We start from the raw sequence: 16481 nt of genomic DNA on the forward strand, positions 1-16481 counted from the left end.
ATGAAATCCAGCATCGTTCTTAGCGTTCACAACAAAGCTCATTATCTTGATGTTTTTCTCGATCAACTTCGCCGATCCGCCCGTGACGCGGAACTGGTGGCGGTCGACGATGGAAGCACTGATGGCACTCAAGCGATTTTAGGATGCTATGCAGACCGGCTGATCGTCACCGACGACATCTGGGAGGTTCGTGCAAACAACGCCGGAATTGCTGCCACGACCGGAGATTGGGTCGCCATCGTGCAGGATGACGACTTTATATTGGCAGCCGACTGGCTTGATGTCTGTGTCGACTTCATGGAAAGCAATGGGATCGACATCCTGAGCGGTCGCGGAGTCGGACAGATTGGTGTGCGTTGCGTAGGTTCTGAAAATCCTCCACAAAGTTCCTGGCAGATACCGAACAAGATCGAAGCATTGGACAACATTCCGGACCCACCGGTAATTGATGGGGGCCATTATGTTTATCTCCATACCATCGCCAAACGATTCCGATTGCCTTCGGACAATCGGTTCGAGTCCATGGTTACATTATGCCCTATGGTGATTCGTTCGCCTCTGATCCTATCCCGACGAGCATTGAATATGGTCGGCCTTTTTGATGAGGGCTTTGCCCCTCTTCTTTATGACGATCTCGATTACTGTATGAGGGCAAATGCGCATGGGCTGAAAGTGGCGTTCACCAGCATACCTCATTTCAGTCGTTTTGCCGGCGGAAGCAAGATTCTCTATACCGATCCGAACAAGAAACGCCTCTTTCAGGAGGTCGAGCGCCGCAACAGGCACAAGCTTCTGGCACGCCATAAACATCATTTCGTAAAACCACAGGATATTTCCGTGCAGAACGTTGGAATTCTTCGATTCGATCTGCTGCCACCTCGATTTTCCTCCTGCGCCGGCTTTGCCGACGCGTATTTCTCCGCCCAATCATGGAATCCTCTCTTCAAGGCCCCCTAATTCCCTTGGGCTTTGCGATCGCCCTCAATCGGCGGGCGCCGTCCTTATGATCGGGCGCAAGTCAGGACTTGCCCTGCGCCGCATCGATGTTCCCCGACCCGAACCATCCCACCCGTCCGATCCCCGGCAGTTTGACCGCAAGGTCCAGCGGGTCGATGCCGATGGTCAGTCCCAGCACATTGACCTCAACCCCCTCCTCCAGAGCCAGCAGCAGGCCGGCGACGCCGAACAGGCTGATCTGCCAGCCGGTGCCGCTCGGCGCCCGCGCGAACACGCCGCGGCCCAGAAAATCCTTGCCCAATGCGGTCGATGGCAGGTCGAGCCGCAGTTCCGGCACGGCGCGGGCGACCCAGGCGGCGAAGGTGTTGCTGTTGGGGCCGGGCCAGACGCGGTACTCGCCGGCATAGGGGTAGCCGGCGGCGGCCTTGGCGATCTTGGGAATGGCGGCTTCGGCGGCGGGGCCGCGCAACTCCGCCAGCAGGGCGGGCTGGGCACCGAACCAGCGGCCGTCGGGGTCGCGGTTGCTGACGGACACCACCGACAGGCCGCGGTAGGCGCGCCAGCCGATCACCTCGTAGACCGTGTAGCTGCGGGCGCCGGCCGGTTTTACCGCGAACCAGGGATGCACGCCGAAGGCGCCGCGCCAGGACAGCACGCGGGCGGCATAGACCTGGACCACCGCCTCCGGCGTCGTCGTCGCATCGGGGGCGAGGCCGACCGGGCTGCGGTCGATGCGGCTCCAGTCGACGGCGGTCGGCACCGCACCGGAGGCGAGCAGGAACACCGGCCCGGCCAGAAGCAGGACCAGCGTCAACAGAAATGCCAGCAACACCCTCACGGCCCTCGCGCCCTGCCCTCAGCTCCGGGCTTCCCGCCCGCCTTCCATATAGGCACGGCCCATATAGGCACAATGACCGCGGATTTCCGGTGACAGCGGAGGGACAGCGCGCGGAAAAGGGTGCTCAGATGCTGTAATCGCCCTGTTGCAGGCTCTGGTCCATGGTGAGTGCGGGGGCCGGTTCGTCGCGGCACCAGCCGACCACCTTGGCCGGCACGCCGGCGACGGTGGCGCAGCCGGGAACGTCCTTCAGCACGACGCTGCCGGCGCCGACCTTGGCATGGGCGCCGATGATGATGTTGCCCAGCACCTTGGCCCCGGCGGACAGCAGCACGCCGTCGCGCACCTTCGGGTGGCGGTCGCCATGCTCCTTGCCGGTGCCGCCCAGCGTGACGTTCTGCAGGATCGACACGTCGTTGCCGATCACCGCCGTCTCGCCGATCACCACGCCGGTGCCATGGTCGATGAACACGCCGCGCCCGACCGGCACCGCCGGGTGAATGTCGACGGCGAAGGCTTCCGACACCCGGCTTTGCAGGAAATGGGCAAGGTCGTGCCGGCCGCCCCGCCACAGCCAGTGGGCGACGCGGTGCCATTGCAGGGCATGGTAGCCCTTGAAATAAAGGAAGGGCGTCAGGCAGCCGTCGGCGGCGGGGTCGCGCGCCAGGATGGCGGCAAGGTCGGCGGCGGCGGCCTCGACGATGGCCGGGTCGGCCTCCATCGCGTCGCGCACCACGGCGGCCAGCCGGTCCTCCGGCATGGCGCGGTCGGCCAGCTTGCGCACCAGCAGGGCGGCCAGCGCCGGGCCGAAGCCGTCGCGAGCAAGCACAGCGTCATAGAGGAAGGGAGCCAGGCCGCTCTCCTCCTCCGCCACCCGGACGGCGTCGGCGCGAAGGCGGCGCCACAGCGACTGTTCGACCGTTTCGGCCGGCTCGCGCATCGTGACGTCCAGGCTGTCCATCGCCACCACCCTCTCCGGCAAACCGGGCCCAAGCATTGAATCGGTCCGCATCCCCGCCACGGGACGCAAGGCTGTTACTGTGGTGAGACGCCCCCGGTCCGGTCAAGGCCGTTCCCGTCAAGGCTGCCTCCCGTTCCGCCATCCGCATGGGCGCGGCGGAAGGCCTGCGGCGACCGCCCCTCGCGCTTGGTGAAGAAGCGGGAGAAATAGGCCGGATCCTCGAACCCCAGGGCATAGCCGATCTCCGCCATGCCATGGCCGGTGTAGATCAGCGAGCGGCGCGCCTCCAGCATCAGCCGGGCATGCACCAGCTGCAGGGTCGACAGGCCGGTGACCCGGCGGCAGGCGGCGTTCAGCCGGCCCGGCGTGACGCCCAGCGCCGCGGCATAGCGCTCCACCGGCCAATGCTGGCTGAACCGTTCGTCGACCATCGGCCGCAACCGGGCGAGCAGCCTGAGGTCGGGCGACGCCCCCTGCCCGTCGCGGTCCGCGCTGTCCCGCCGCCGGTCGGCCGCCAGCCGTGCGGCGGCGACCAGCAGCAGCATCACCTGCGCCGCGATGGCGCTGGCCCGGCCGACATGGTGGGCGCGGAACTCCCGCCTGATCTCGGCGAAGCAGCGGTCCAGTGCCGCCGCCCCGTCCGAGCCGGCCTCGAGGTTCCAGGCCTGCGGCAGGGCCGGGGCGTCGCGCAGCTCCGCCTCCGGCGCCGCGGCCAGCACACCGGCCAGGAACCCCTCCGACATGGTCAGCACATGCCCGTCGGTGCCGGGATCGAAGCGGAAACCGTGCACCACCTGCGCCGGCACGACGATCAGCGCCGGGGCGCGGAACGCCACCTCCACCCCGTCGGCGGTCAGCCGCCCGCCGCCCTCCCCGACCAGCAGGGCATGGCTCAGCCCGTCGTGGCGATGCGGGCGGACCTCCCAATTGTACAAGCGCATCCGTTCCGGAATTGTCTCGATATGGACGAAGCGCAGCTCCGGCACCGCCGGCGGTTCGCCGTACAGCCAATAGCGGGGAATGGGTTCGGCACCGTGGGCAAGGTGGGCGGACATCGCACGGGGCTCCGTCGGGCAGGCGTTGAAAAGTACAAGCCTTTCGCCGGTTCGTCTATGTCCGGCCCTCCCGCCCGGGAATAGCATGAACACCAATGATTGGTGTGGACAACAATTTGCAAAAACACACCTGCCCCTGGTCCCCAAGGAGGGCGAGAGACATGCATTCCACCAAACCACCCCGCACCCAGGTCGCCATCGTCGGCGTCGGCCCGGCCGGCCTGTTCCTGTCCCATCTGCTCCACCGCCAGGGCATCGAGTCGATCATCCTCGAACACCGCAGCCGCGAGGAGATCGAGGGCACCATCCGCGCCGGCGTGCTGGAGCAGTGGGTGGTCGACCTGATGAACGGAATGGGGCTGGGCGAGCGCATGATGCGGGAGGCCCATTTCCATTCCGGCATCACGCTGCGCTTCGACCGCCGCAGCCACCACATCGACATGGCGGAGCTGACCGGTGGCAAGCGCGTCACCGTCTATGCCCAGCACGAGGTGATCCGCGACCTCGTCTCTTCCCGGCTGGAGGATGGCGGCACCATCCTGTTCGGCGTGTCCGACGTGCAGTTCCTCGACCTCGACGGCAATGCGCCGCGCGTGCGGTTCCGCCGCGGCCCCGATGGGCCGCTGGAAGAGTTGCGCTGCGACTTCGTCGCCGGCTGCGACGGTTTCCACGGGCCGAGCCGGCAGGCGATCCCCGAAGCCACCCGCAACGAATACCAGATGGTCTATCCCTTCGGCTGGCTCGGCATCCTGACCGAGGCGCCGCCGTCGCACCCCGAACTGATCTACGCCAACCACGAGCGCGGCTTCGCCCTGCTCAGCACCCGCTCGCCGGAGGTGCAGCGGCTCTACATCCAGGTCGATCCCAAGGACGACATCGCCAACTGGTCGGACGACCGCATCTGGTCCGAACTCCACCGTCGGCTGGAGGACGACAACGGCTGGACCCTGACCGAAGGGCCGATCTTCCAGAAAGGCATCATCGCCATGCGCAGCTTCGTCTGCGACCCGATGCAGTATGGCCGCCTGTTCATCGCCGGCGATGCCGCCCACATCGTGCCGCCGACCGGCGCCAAGGGGCTGAACCTCGCGGTCGCCGATGTGCTGGTGCTGTCGCGCGCCCTGACCGCCTATTACAAGTCCGGCACCACCGAGGGGCTGGACGGCTACAGCGCCACCTGCCTGCGCCGCATCTGGAAGGCGGAGCGCTTCTCGTGGTCGATGACCACCATGCTGCACCGGAACGAGCGGGAATCGCCCTTCGAGCAGCGCGTCCATCTGGCGGAACTGGACTATCTGGTCCACTCCCGCGCCGCCATGACGGCGCTGGCGGAGAATTACGTGGGGCTGCCGATGGAGTGAACGGGGGCCGATTGCCTTCCACCCCCCGAAAATCCGCCGCCGCCCCCTAGCCCTTGCCGCGGGTCCGCGCCATCATCCCCGTCATCCGACACCGACAGGAAAGCCCGGCGCGATGAAGCAGGTGATGTTCGTGGAACTCGGCATGGGGGTGGATCTGCATGGCCAGGACGTGACCAAGGCCGCCGTCCGCGCCGTGCGCAACGCCATAGAGCGCAACTCGATGCCGGGCATGCGGGCGCTGGTGGACGGCGACACCGGCAGGATGCAGGTGCGCGTCCACCTCGCCGTGCCGGCCGATGCCGACCGGCTGGACCACGAGGCGGTGAAGGCCGTCTTCCCCTATGGCGCGGTCAGCATCCACGTCACCAGCGGCGGCATGCTGGCGCCGAGCGGCATCTTCCTGGCCGACAAGAACGACCGCAACGAGCAGATCTACGTCGTCAACGCGGCGGTGGAGGTCGGCATCTGAACCGGCGCCGTCAGCCGCGGCTGTTGCGCATCCCGGCGACGACGGCCAGATCCGGGCGTCGGCTCAGGTCACGATAGGCATCGCTCTCGATTCCATAGGCGGCGACCCGCCCGGCGCCGTCATGGTGCAGGCCCCAGCCATACTGCTTCACCAGCGGTGACGCCCGCAGACAGGCCTGCGGCTTGGCGAAGAGACGGTCGCGCGCCGCCTCGCGTTCTTCCGGCGGGATGCCGTTGCGGATCATGTAGACCTCCAGCAACAGATCGTCGCTGGTCAGGACGTAGGGCCGCTCCAGCAGCAGCGAGATCTGCAGCGCGCCGACCGTGCCGGCCTTGGACGGAACGATGCCCGCCTGCACCTTACCGTCAGCTGCGGCCGTGATGAAGGTATTGATGTAGTTCGTGGACATCCCGGCGCCCCAAGTAACCGCAAGAAGCACCTCCAGGCGGTGGTGCTGCCGGGACAGTGTAGGCGGTGCGGGCACCGGTTGCAGCCCTGCTTCACCCCTGCTCTCCTTCCGGCCCTGGGTAATTTCCTTCAATACCCGCCCCCGCCCGCCCCGCGACAGTCCGCCGGCCCGACCTTGGTCCAACAAAGGGAAAGCCGACGTGACACGCTGCGCCTTCATCATCGACCATGCCCTGCCGCCGGGGCTGATCGCCAACACCGCCGCCGCCCTGTCGATGACGCTGGGGAAACTGCGGCCCGATCTGGTCGGCTGCGACCTTCGGGATGCCGACGGCGTCAGTCATCCCGGCATCACCACCATCGTGATGCCGATCCTGGTGTCCGATTCCGAAGGCCTGCGTGCGCTGCGCCGGCAGGCGGCGGAGCGGGAGGCCGAAGGGGTGGGCGTGGTCGGCATGACTGACATCGCCCAGCGCGCCAAAAGCTATGACGATTACAGCCGGCGCCTCGCCGCCACCCGGCAGGGGGAGCTGCGCTATCTCGGCCTCTGCCTGCACGGTCCGGCGGCGCTGGTGCGCTCGCTGACCGGCTCGCTGCCGCTGCTGAAATAGGACGGCGGCGATGATGACGCTCTATCTGTCGATGGCCGGCTTCGCGCTGGCCGCCTCAATCTCCCCCGGCCCGGTCAATGTGGTGGCGCTGTCCAGTGGCGTCTCCCACGGCCTGCGCGCCACCCTGCGCCATGTCGCCGGCGCCACGCTGGGGTTCGTCCTGCTGCTGGTGCTGGCCGGGCTCGGGCTGGCGGAACTGCTGCGCGGCTGGCCCGCCGCCGCCGCGCTCATCCGCTGGGCCGGCGTCGCCTTCCTGCTGTGGATGGGCTGGACGCTGTGGAGAAGCGACGGCAGAAGCGGCGGCGGGATCGCCGACGCCGAGCCGCCCCCGTCGCCCTCCGTCCTGCAAGGCGCCGCCATGCAGTGGCTGAATCCCAAGGCCTGGGTCGCGGCGTTGGCCGGGGTCGGCGCCTATGCCGGGGACGATCCGGCCCGGCTCTGGATCTTTGCCGGGCTCTATTTCGTCATCTGCTTCCTGTCCGTCGCCTGCTGGGCCTATGCCGGCGCCCGGCTGCGCCATCTGCTGGCGGATGGGCGGCGGATGCGGCTGTTCAACCGCGCCATGGCCGCCCTGCTCGCGGCCAGCGCCGTCCATATCGGCATCGCCGCCTGATTGCGCCGCCTGACCCTCACTCCCGGCACATGTACTGGCCGGGCGTGGCGGCGACATGGCGCTTGAAGGCCCGCTGGAAATGGGCCTGATCGGCGAAGCCGGCATCGAGCGCCACCTCCACGATCGGCCGGCCGCGCTGCAGCTCCCGCCGTCCGAACTGGATGCGGCGGTTGATCTGGTAGGCGTGCGGGGTCAGCCCGTAGCGCGCCTTGAAGGACCGCACCAGATAGGAGGGCGACAATCCCGACACCTCGGCGATGTCGGCCAGCCGCAGCGGCTGCGTGCAGTGGGCGGAGATGAAGTCGGCGGCCCGGTCCAGCGCCGCATGCCCGCCGTGCTCATCGACGGTGGACGGCACCCCGCCCAGCGCCTGCCGCAGCCCGGTGAAGAAGGAGCGGACCGCCTCCGCCCTCCCGGCACTGTCGGGCTCCGGATCGAACAGCACGCCGAACAGCCGGTCCAGCCGGCCGGCCAGTTCCGCATCGCGGCTCAGAGGCGGGGCGAAGGGCCGGAATACCGTTTCCCCCTCGACTGCCGCCAGCCAGGCAGCATCGGCATACAGCATCCGATAGGACCAGGGCCGGCTGTCCAACGGGTTGCAGGCATGGGCCTCGTCCGGGTTCATCAGCACGACGGTGCCCGCGCCGACCCGGTGGCACTCGGCGCCGATGCGGAAATCGCTGGCGCCGCCGGTGACCAGCCCGATGGAGAAGGTCGAATGGCTGTGCCAGCCGTAGCAGACCTCCTGCCCGTCCTCGATGCTGCGCGCTTCCAGATGCGGAAGTGCCGGGTCCCGCCAGAAGCGGTGACGATTCCTCGATGCGCGCGCCATGCCGGCCCTGCCCTGCCCCGGAGATGTCCCGGCGGCGATCTTATGGCAGGAGGCGCCCAGCCGCCACAAGGTCGCCGCCATCCAGCTCCGCCGGGGGGCTGGCGACATCAGCCCTTCGCGTCGCGCATCTTCGCCGGCGACATGCCGAACCAGCGGCGGAAGGCGCGGCTGAAGGCGCTGACCTCCGAATAGCCCAGCAGCGCGCCGATGTCGGCGACCGGGACATGGCGCTGACGGATATAGACCGCCGCCAGATCGCGCCGCACCCCCTCGACCAGATCGGAGAAGCTCAGCCCCTCGTCGGCCAGCCGGCGTTGCAGGGTCCAGCGGGCGATGCCCAGCCGGTCGGCGATGTCCTCGACGTAAGTCGGGCCTTCCGGCAGCCGCGCCCGCACCTCCGCCTTCACCCGGTCGAGCAGCGGCGGCGTGCCGGTACCGCGGGCGATGTCGATCAGCGTGCCGCACAGCCCGGTCAGCCGCGCCATGTCGCCGCCGGGCATGCGGCGGTCGAGATCGCGGTCGCGCAGCAGGATGGCGTTGGTGCGCTGGCCGAAATGGGCCGGCGCGTCGAACAGTGATTCATGCTGGCGCCAGCCTTCCGGCTTGGGATGCTCGAAATGCACCTCCTCCGGCATCCACGCCGGCCCAAGGCAGGCGCGCACGACATTGGCGAACATGCCCATGGTCAGCTCGGCATCCTGCCGCCGCTCGACGATGCGCCCGTCGAGGATGCGGTATTCCAGCCGCAGCAGTTCTCCCTCGCGGACGAAACGCGTCTCGGTCGCCTGCTGGTGGAAGGGGAACAGCCGGGCCAGATGGTCGAGCGCCGCTCCCAAGGTCGGGGCGGCCAGCGCGATGGAGCCGATCAGCCCCAGCATCTCCGGCTGGAACTGGCGGCCGAACATCAGGCCGAAATTGTCGTTGCCGGTCTCCGCCGCCGCCACCTCCATCATCGCCACATAGGCGCGGAGGTCGAGCGCCAGCGTCGGCTGGCCGAGCGCTCGCTCCTCCACGCCCGCGCGGTGGAACACCTGATCGGGGCAGCCGCCCTGGGCGGCGATGAAGTCCGACACCCCGCAGGCCGCGGCGGCCAGGATGTTGTGTTGCACAGTTCCTGTGCGGCTCCCGCCGGGCTGGCCGGCAGTTTGCCCAAGAGTCGGTCGGTGCGGCGTCATGACACAGCCCCTCGCAGCCGTTTTGCCGCAACGCAGCAAACATCGTGCCGATCTCAGGCTGCCAGAGACTGTTCGTGTAGGAAATTATACGATAGACTTACGATCATGCAGGGAAACTGCAAGCAATCGCCGCCCCATCCCAAGCGGACCGGGCCGGAGGCGGGCGTTCTCCCCTCGCCGATGGGCTTGTCAGTTCGACGCCTGCCGGATTGCCTCGTAGGCAGCGTTCAGTCGCTGCAAGACGGAATTCGAGACCGACGGGCCGCATGCGTCGGCATTCAAGTGGCGCGCGCGCAGTTCGTCCATCAACTCTTCCCACAAGGGAGGACCGCCCTCTTCGAGAAGCTGCGCACGGATCGACAGCTCTCTGGACGCAGGAGCATGCCGCCGCCCCCATGCCCCCATCTGCGTCAGCAACGGAACGAGTTGGATCGCCGGTTCGGTCAGGCTGTAGATCACGCTTTGCCGGTGACGCGGGTCGTCGGCCTTGGTCAGCAGGCCCGCGGCGAGCAGCCGCTTGAGCCGGTCCGCCAGCACATTGGACGCGATGCCCTCCTCCGAGCGGGTAAGGAGTTCGCGATACCGGCGCCGGTCGCCGAAAATGATGTCGCGGATGACGATCAGGCTCCAGCGGTCGCCCAGGACCTCCAGCGTCAGGTTGATCGGACACCCCGACCGATGTGCGTCCTGCAAGACCGGTCTCCTTCCACTTGCAAAGTAGGATCGGTCGCGGTAGATTTCAACTGCTTGCATATCGCAAGCGGTTGGAGGTGCCCCGATGTCGCTGACGCTCTATGCACATCCCTTCTCCTCGTATTCCCAAAAGGTGCTGATCGCGCTCTGGGAGAATGACATTCCCTTCACCTATCGGAATTTGGAGGACCCCGGCGCGGCGGCGGAGCGCGCGGCTCTCTGGCCGCTCGGGCGCTTTCCGGTGCTGGTGGACAATGGCCGCACCGTGGTGGAATCCAGCATCATCATCGAGCATCTGGATCTCCATCATGCCGGGCCGATCCGGTGGCTGCCCGACGACGGTGACGCCGCCCTGGAGGTCCGGCTGATGGATCGGTTCTTTGACAACTACATCATGACGCCCATGCAGGCCCCGGTGTTGGAGTCGATACGGCCGGACACGACGCGGCTGGACGAGGTGAAGGAGAAAGCCCGCCGGGATCTCGATACGGCCTATGCGTGGCTGGAGGAAAGGCTGTCGGGCAGACGCTGGGCGGCAGGCGACAGCTTCACCATGGCCGACTGCGCCGCAGCTCCGTCGCTCTTCTATGCCGATTGGGTTCATCGGATCGGCCCCAGCTTTCCGCAGCTGCGGGACTATCGCTCACGCCTGCTGGCGTGGCCGTCCATCGCGCGTGCCGTCGACGAGGGGCGCCCTTACCGGTCCTATTTCCCGCTCGGTGCACCCGATCGTGACTGACCGGTTACGGGAGCGGCTTCACGGGAACAGTCATCATCGACGGAACGGCTCAAACCGCCGCCGCCATTCCCCCGCCGCCCGAGGCGTCGTTTTCCCGATGGCAGTGCCGCAGGCGGAAGGCCGTCACCAGCGCCAGCACGCCGAAGGCGATCAGGTAGGCTGCGACACCCCAGGCGAGCGCCAGCAGGCCCAGCGCCGGCAGGATCCACATGCTGAGCCCGAACAGGATCGACATCGCGCCGGCGACGCCCCAGGCCCATTTGCCGTGGGTGCGCTCCATCCGCCATGCCCCCATCACCTCGGCGAAGCCGGTGATGACCGACCAGGCGGCGATCAGGAACACCAGCGCGAACAGGCTGGCGGCCGGCCACAGCGCGGCGACGATGCCGGCGATCAGGCTGACCACCCCTTCCAGGATGAAGGGCAGCGAGCGTTCATGGTGGCGGGAGGCGCGGAGCCCGGCCAGGATGGCGAAGACGCCGTCGAGCAGCAGATAAGCGGCGAAGGTCAGCGCCAGCGTCGCCACCGTCACCCCGGGCATCAGCAGGGCCAGCACCCCCAGCAGGATGGCCGCCGCCCCGCGCAGCGCCAGCGCCCACCAGTTGCGCGCCAGCACCCTGTTCATGCTGCGCAGACGGCCCGCCGGATCAAGCTTCAGATCCGGGCCGGGCCGACCGGCCTGATCGTTGGACATGGTAAGCCTCCCGCTGTCACCCTGTGCAATGACAACAGGAGGCGAAGGGTTTTGTTGCCCGACTCGCTCCGGCCGCTCAGTTGTTGCGGCCGAAGTCCGACCCGCGCGCCGGCTCCTTGAAATAGAACATCTCGCGGTCGAAGGTGACGTCGGTCCGCGGGTTCAGCAGCGCCACCTCGGTGGTCAGGCCCTGGGCGTCCAGCACCCGCCACTTGCGCAGCTGGAACGGCCGGTCCTCGAACACCAGGGTCAGGGTGCCCTTGCCGGCGTCCTTGGTCTCCAGCAGGCTGACCTCGATCACGCCGGGGGCCTGGAACACGTCGGTGACGGTGACGTCGCCCGACAGCCGGATGTTCTTTCGCAGGATGAAGTCGGCCAGCGTCGAGCCGATGGGGGCGCTCGACTGCTGGCGCATCTCGCCGTCCCAATAGAAGACGAAGGTGCCGTCGGCGACGATGAAGTCCTTCAGCGGCCGGTCATACTCCAGCCGCATCTTGCCCGGCCGCCACAGGGAGAAGGTGCCGGTCGCCTGCCGTCCGTTCGGCGCCACCTGCAGGAACTTCGATTGCAGGGTGGTGATGCCGTTCAGATACTCCTCCACCTTGGCGACGACCGCCTGGTCCTGCGCCGTCAGCGAAACGGGGGTGGCCGGCGCGGCGATGGCGGGCGGGGCGAAGGCGGCCGGCAGCGGGGCCAGCAGAGCGGCGGACAGCAGGGCGGCGGAAAGGCGGCGAAGCACGGTCTTCATCCTCGGTCGTTCGGAGCCCGGCTCCTTAACCGGCCGGTATGGCGGACATAAGGCGTCCGCCCCCCGCTGCCAAGGATTACCGGTGCCGACTCTTAGTGGCTGCTTAAAGAGGCTGGCCCTTGATCATCCGCGGCAGGTCGCCGACCACGCCCATGGCGTGCTTCATGAAGAAGCGCTTGACCGGCGGCAGCCGGTTGATCACCGCCATGCCCAGGTCGCGCGCCAGCTTCACCGGCGGGATGCTGTTGGAGAACAGATGGACCAGCCCGTCGCACACCGCCGCCAGCAGCACGGTGTCGAACCGGCGCCAACGCTGGAAGCGGGCCAGCACCTCCGGCCCGCCGACGTCCAGCCCCAGGCGATAGGCATCGACCACCACCTCGGCCAGGGCCGCGACGTCGCGCATGCCGAGATTGAGCCCCTGGCCGGCGATGGGGTGGATGGCGTGCGCCGCCTCCCCCACCAGGGCCAGCCGGTCGGCGATGAAGCGGTCGGCCAGCAGGACCGACAGCGGCCAAGCCTCGCGCTTGGTCAGCAGCGTGATCTCGCCGAGATAGCCGCCGGAGCGCCGTTGCAGCTCGTCGACGAACTGGTCGTCGGGCAGCTTCAGATAGGTGTCGACCAGCGAGGTCTTCTCGCTCCACACGATGGAGCAGCGGTTGTCCGTCATCGGCAGGACGGCGAAGGGGCCGTTGGGCAGGAAATGCTCGACCGCGACGCCCTTGTTCGGCTCGGTGTGGCGGATGGTGCAGATGATGGCGCTCTGGTCGTAAGACCAGCGCCGCACCCTGATCCCGGCGCTGTCGCGCGCCATCGACCGCCGCCCGTCGGCGCCGACCAGCAGCCGGCCGCGCACGGTGCGCCCGTCGGCCAGCCGGACCGACACGCCGGACCGCGTCCGCTCCACCGTCACCGCCTTGGCCGGCGCCAGATGGACCAGCCCCGGCAGTTCGGCCGCGCGGGTGAACAGGGCGTGGCGGATGTCCTTGTTGTCCAGGATCCAGCCGAAGGGCTGGTGCTTGCCCTCCATCGCCAGCTCGGTGTGGTCGTAATGGATGAACAGCGGCGAGAACTGGTCGGCGATGCGGATGTCCAGCATCGGGCCGGCCTTGTCGGCCATGTGGTGCCACACGCCCGCCGCATCCAGCACCATCTTCGAGGCGTAGGAGATCGCCGTCGTGCGGATGTCGAAATCCCGTTCGCCCATGCGCTCGGGGCTGTCCTGGTCGATGCAGACCACCGGCACGCCGGCACCGGCCAGCGCCGCCGCCATGGTCAGCCCGGCCAGGCCGCCGCCCAGCACCACGACCTCCGTGGTGATGTCTCCGCCCTGCGGGGGGACGGTCGCGTTGCCCGATTCGGTGCCCGGTACGGCCATGATGCTCGCTGCCTTCTCGCCTTAAAATGCCTGTGCCGGCCGCCGGCGGGACTTGAGCCTTGCCCCTGGACCTCACCGGTGACGCCGCGATCAGACAATTGTCGCACTGCGGCGTCCTGTCCAGTGTCCAGTCCCAGCCCGGCACAGGCAGACCGCCGGACAGATTGTCGCTGGACGTATTTTGGGCAAATGCCGCCTTTTTGGGCGCCCAATCAACAGGCATATTCCCATCGTTGCAGCGCATTTCAACCGGCACGATTCTTGTAATCGTTGATTTTTGCGGTCGACGCGAACAGGCTTGGGCCAACGGCGGGGGAACGGTACGGTGTCGGGCCGGACTGGAACCGCAACGGGGCTGCCACAGCCTTGCACGCGGCCGGAACAACGCTTTAAGGGGAAGCCACATGAAACTGGTTATGGCCATCATCAAGCCGTTCAAGCTCGACGAAGTGCGCGAGGCGCTGACGTCGCTCGGGATCCAGGGCCTGACCGTCAGCGAGGTCAAAGGCTTCGGCCGCCAGAAGGGCCAGACGGAAATCTACCGCGGCGCCGAATATTCCGTGAGCTTCCTGCCCAAGGTGAAGGTCGAGGTCGCCGTGTCCGACGACCAGTACGAGCAGGTTGTCGAGGCGATCCAGAAGGCCGCCAACACCGGCCGCATCGGCGACGGCAAGATCTTCGTGCTGGAGATCGCCCAGGCCGTGCGCATCCGCACCGGCGAGACCAACGCCGAGGCGCTGTAAGGCCGCCGACCCTCGGGGTCCGCTCCTTCCGGCGGGAACGGACCCGGCGGGCGCGCTTCCCGCGCGCCTGTCCTCACATCTTCAGCCGGCTTCTTATCCCTCGGTCGCCATCCTCAGTCGCCGAAGACATCCGCTGCCATCGCACCGGCATAGTCGCGCACGTCGGCCGGCCAGTCCGCCGTCAGCGCCTCGAACCGCGCGCGGTCCGCGGCATAGAGCGCCCGCACCGCCTCCTCATAGCCCGGACGGTCGCCGGCCAGTTCCAGCATGACACGGTAGGCGGTCTCCTGCGCCCGGCGCACCCGGTCCTTCGCCTCGCCGCCCTTGCGCGCCTCGTCCACCAGCTTGCGCAACGCCACCGACGCGCCGCCCGGCTGGGCGTTCAGCCAGTCCCAATGGCGCGGCAGCAGCGTCACCTCCCGCGCGACCACGCCCAGCTTCGGCCGTCCAGGCCCCCGCGGCGGCGGCGAGAGACGCCACGCAAGCTCGTCATCGCTTCCCCGCAGGTCGATGTCGACCACCTTGCCGGTGGCATCGTCGAACACCAGCACCGGCGGCCCATCCGGCTCCGCATCCAGTGCCGCCCGCACCGCCCGCGCAACGCTCAGCGCATCCCCGGCGGCCAGGCGGCGCTCGCCGCGGAAGGCGGTGCAGAGGGTTTCGGCGGTGACGGACATGGTCGGAACTCCTGTCGTGAGGAGCACATTTTACCCGGATAAAAATCCGGCGTCAATATCGCCCGGATGAAATAGAGGGGCGGCCCGTAAGGACACTGTCTTCCGTCTCCTGTGACCGTTCGGCCACCCGCCGCGCCCAAAGGTTCTGGGCGCTTGTGCCCCCCGTGCCCCGCCGATAGGATCGGTCCCTCATCGAAGACATGGCCGCCTCCCCGGGCCGGGGTGCGGCATCCGGGGTTGCGAAGAGGGTTGCGGTCGCCATGGTTTCTGCGGATTTCAGCGTCAACAGCGGTGCCGTCTTCACCGAGGCGATCGGCAACGACCGGCTCGACCTGCTGACCGATTATCCCTTCACCCGGCTGGCCAATCTGCTGGCGCCGATCACCCCGCGCGCCAACGTCGCTCCCGTCCTGCTGACGGTGGGCGAGCCGCAGCACACTCCGCCCGCCATCATCGAGGAGACGCTGCGCGCCGGCGCATCCGGCTGGAACAAGTATCCGCCGGTCGGCGGCACGCCGGAGTTCCGCGCCGCGACCGGTGACTGGCTGACCCGCCGCTACGATCTGCCGACCGGGCTGCTGCATGCCGACAGCTCCATCCTGCCGCTGTCCGGCACGCGCGAGGCGCTGTTCATGCTGGCCCTGCTGGCGGTGCCGACGCAGAAGGCCGGGCGCCAGCCGGCGGTGCTGATGCCCAACCCCTTCTATGCGCCCTATGAGGGGGCCGCCGTGATGGCGGGGGCGGAGCCGGTGTTCCTGTCGGCAACGCGCGAGACCGGCTTCCTGCCCGACCTCGACGCACTGACGCCGGAGCTGCTGGAGCGCACGGCGCTCTTCTACCTCTGCACCCCCGCCAACCCGCAAGGGGCCGCGGCGACGCCGGCCTATCTCGCCAAGGCCATCGCTCTGGCGCGGCAGTATGGTTTCGTGCTGGCGGTCGACGAATGCTATGCCGAGATCTGGCTGGACGCCCCGCCGGCCGGCGCGCTCCAGGTCGCGGCCAGCCTGCCGTATAAGGACGGCAAGCCCTGGTCCAACCTGCTGGTCTTCCATTCCCTGTCCAAGCGGTCGAGCGCCGCCGGCCTGCGCTCCGGCTTCGTCGCCGGCGACCCGGCGCTGATCGGCCGCTTCTCCCGCCTGCGCAGCTACGGCTGTGCCGGCATGCCGCTGCCGATCCTGGCCGCCAGCACCGCGCTGTGGCGCGACGAGGCCCATGTGGAGGAGAACCGCGCCGCCTACCGCGCCAAGTTCGCGGCGGCGGAGGCGGAGTTGGGCGGCCGCTACGGCTATCACCGCCCGGCCGGCGGCTTCTTCCTCTGGCTGGAGGTCGGCAACGGCGAGGAGGCCGCCAAGCGGCTGTGGGCGGAGGGCGCGGTCCGCGTCCTGCCCGGCGCCTATCTGTCGCGCAGCAACCCCGGCGAGCCGAACCCCGGCGAGGCCTTCATCCGCGTCGCCCTGGTGCAGGACACTGACACCGTCGCCCAGGCCTGCGCGTCCATCGTCCGCATTCTCGGCTGACCGGTTCCGGCC

Annotated in this window: 19 protein-coding genes; 8 read left to right on the forward strand and 11 right to left on the reverse strand. The window is 68.2% G+C overall.

The genetic code is table 11. The features are described from left to right. Window positions 1-957, forward strand: a 957-nt coding sequence (locus ABNQ40_RS05440; RefSeq protein ID WP_158285594.1) for a glycosyltransferase family 2 protein, incomplete at its 5' end; no start/stop codon positions are given. Window positions 958-1018: 61 nt separating this feature from the next. Here the strand turns inward: ABNQ40_RS05440 and ABNQ40_RS05445 are convergent. The 3 genes from ABNQ40_RS05445 to ABNQ40_RS05455 all read right to left on the reverse strand — a co-directional run bounded on the left by ABNQ40_RS05445 (window position 1019) and on the right by ABNQ40_RS05455 (window position 3811). Further along, window positions 1019-1789 (reverse strand): DUF3750 domain-containing protein, encoded by a 771-nt coding sequence (locus ABNQ40_RS05445; protein WP_391345737.1) that lies wholly within the window; start codon window positions 1787-1789, stop codon window positions 1019-1021. Window positions 1790-1919: 130 nt separating this feature from the next. Further along, a complete protein-coding gene (gene cysE, locus ABNQ40_RS05450; protein ID WP_247880191.1) occupies window positions 1920-2756 on the reverse strand; it encodes a serine O-acetyltransferase in 837 nt (278 codons plus the stop codon). Between the two features lie 74 nt (window positions 2757-2830). Beyond that, window positions 2831-3811, reverse strand: a complete 981-nt coding sequence (locus ABNQ40_RS05455; RefSeq protein ID WP_109050362.1) for a helix-turn-helix domain-containing protein — start codon at window positions 3809-3811, stop codon at window positions 2831-2833. Between the two features lie 161 nt (window positions 3812-3972). Here ABNQ40_RS05455 and pobA point away from each other — a divergent pair, with 161 nt between their 5' ends. Next, the gene (gene pobA / locus ABNQ40_RS05460; protein ID WP_391345739.1) at window positions 3973-5172 is read left to right on the forward strand and encodes a 4-hydroxybenzoate 3-monooxygenase; all 1200 of its coding nucleotides are present in this window, start codon (window positions 3973-3975) and stop codon (window positions 5170-5172) included. A gap of 112 nt (window positions 5173-5284) precedes the next feature. After that, window positions 5285-5641: a Lin0512 family protein gene (locus tag ABNQ40_RS05465; RefSeq protein WP_109050360.1), complete on the forward strand. Its 357-nt coding sequence runs from the start codon at window positions 5285-5287 to the stop codon at window positions 5639-5641. Window positions 5642-5651: 10 nt separating this feature from the next. Here the strand turns inward: ABNQ40_RS05465 and ABNQ40_RS05470 are convergent, their stop codons facing one another. Then, window positions 5652-6050, reverse strand: a complete 399-nt coding sequence (locus ABNQ40_RS05470) for a DUF6157 family protein (protein ID WP_109050359.1) — start codon at window positions 6048-6050, stop codon at window positions 5652-5654. Between the two features lie 199 nt (window positions 6051-6249). Here ABNQ40_RS05470 and ABNQ40_RS05475 point away from each other — a divergent pair, with 199 nt between their 5' ends. Both ABNQ40_RS05475 and ABNQ40_RS05480 read left to right on the forward strand, forming a co-directional pair. Then, window positions 6250-6660, forward strand: coding sequence for a DUF2000 domain-containing protein (locus tag ABNQ40_RS05475; protein ID WP_109050358.1), 411 nt, complete (start codon window positions 6250-6252; stop codon window positions 6658-6660). A 13-nt stretch (window positions 6661-6673) separates the two neighbouring features. Continuing rightward, complete coding sequence (locus ABNQ40_RS05480) at window positions 6674-7273, forward strand: LysE family translocator (protein ID WP_391346064.1); 600 nt, start codon at window positions 6674-6676, stop codon at window positions 7271-7273. A gap of 16 nt (window positions 7274-7289) precedes the next feature. Here the strand turns inward: ABNQ40_RS05480 and ABNQ40_RS05485 are convergent, their stop codons facing one another. The 3 genes from ABNQ40_RS05485 to ABNQ40_RS05495 form a co-directional block, all read right to left on the reverse strand. Then, a complete protein-coding gene (locus ABNQ40_RS05485; protein WP_391346067.1) occupies window positions 7290-8105 on the reverse strand; it encodes an AraC family transcriptional regulator in 816 nt (271 codons plus the stop codon). A gap of 107 nt (window positions 8106-8212) precedes the next feature. Next, on the reverse strand, window positions 8213-9214 hold the full coding sequence (locus ABNQ40_RS05490) for an AraC family transcriptional regulator (RefSeq protein ID WP_109050356.1): 1002 nt from the start codon (window positions 9212-9214) through the stop codon (window positions 8213-8215). 255 nt (window positions 9215-9469) lie between these two features. After that, entirely contained in the window at window positions 9470-9973 is a 504-nt protein-coding gene (locus tag ABNQ40_RS05495) for a winged helix-turn-helix transcriptional regulator (protein ID WP_391345742.1), read from the reverse strand. Between the two features lie 85 nt (window positions 9974-10058). Here ABNQ40_RS05495 and ABNQ40_RS05500 point away from each other — a divergent pair, with 85 nt between their 5' ends. Continuing rightward, window positions 10059-10712: a glutathione S-transferase family protein gene (locus ABNQ40_RS05500; RefSeq protein WP_391345743.1), complete on the forward strand. Its 654-nt coding sequence runs from the start codon at window positions 10059-10061 to the stop codon at window positions 10710-10712. Between the two features lie 49 nt (window positions 10713-10761). On the opposite strand, the gene ABNQ40_RS05505 is transcribed toward ABNQ40_RS05500, so the two are convergent. The 3 genes from ABNQ40_RS05505 to ABNQ40_RS05515 all read right to left on the reverse strand — a co-directional run bounded on the left by ABNQ40_RS05505 (window position 10762) and on the right by ABNQ40_RS05515 (window position 13532). Beyond that, window positions 10762-11406 (reverse strand): HdeD family acid-resistance protein, encoded by a 645-nt coding sequence (locus ABNQ40_RS05505; protein WP_109050353.1) that lies wholly within the window; start codon window positions 11404-11406, stop codon window positions 10762-10764. A gap of 76 nt (window positions 11407-11482) precedes the next feature. Further along, on the reverse strand, window positions 11483-12154 hold the full coding sequence (locus ABNQ40_RS05510) for an outer membrane lipoprotein carrier protein LolA (RefSeq protein ID WP_109050352.1): 672 nt from the start codon (window positions 12152-12154) through the stop codon (window positions 11483-11485). Window positions 12155-12257: 103 nt separating this feature from the next. Beyond that, a complete protein-coding gene (locus tag ABNQ40_RS05515; protein WP_098736091.1) occupies window positions 12258-13532 on the reverse strand; it encodes a UbiH/UbiF/VisC/COQ6 family ubiquinone biosynthesis hydroxylase in 1275 nt (424 codons plus the stop codon). A 404-nt stretch (window positions 13533-13936) separates the two neighbouring features. On the opposite strand from ABNQ40_RS05515, the gene glnK reads away from it, so the two are divergent. Then, on the forward strand, window positions 13937-14275 hold the full coding sequence (gene glnK, locus ABNQ40_RS05520; RefSeq protein WP_012977707.1) for a P-II family nitrogen regulator: 339 nt from the start codon (window positions 13937-13939) through the stop codon (window positions 14273-14275). Window positions 14276-14388: 113 nt separating this feature from the next. Here glnK and ABNQ40_RS05525 read toward each other — a convergent pair whose 3' ends face one another. Beyond that, window positions 14389-14952 (reverse strand): DUF2239 family protein, encoded by a 564-nt coding sequence (locus ABNQ40_RS05525; protein WP_391345747.1) that lies wholly within the window; start codon window positions 14950-14952, stop codon window positions 14389-14391. Window positions 14953-15212: 260 nt separating this feature from the next. On the opposite strand from ABNQ40_RS05525, the gene ABNQ40_RS05530 reads away from it, so the two are divergent. After that, window positions 15213-16469, forward strand: a complete 1257-nt coding sequence (locus ABNQ40_RS05530; RefSeq protein ID WP_109050350.1) for an aminotransferase class I/II-fold pyridoxal phosphate-dependent enzyme — start codon at window positions 15213-15215, stop codon at window positions 16467-16469. The last annotated feature ends 12 nt before the right edge of the window (window positions 16470-16481 follow it).

This window comes from Azospirillum sp. A23 (assembly GCF_042938965.1).
Lineage (GTDB): Bacteria > Pseudomonadota > Alphaproteobacteria > Azospirillales > Azospirillaceae > Azospirillum > Azospirillum melinis.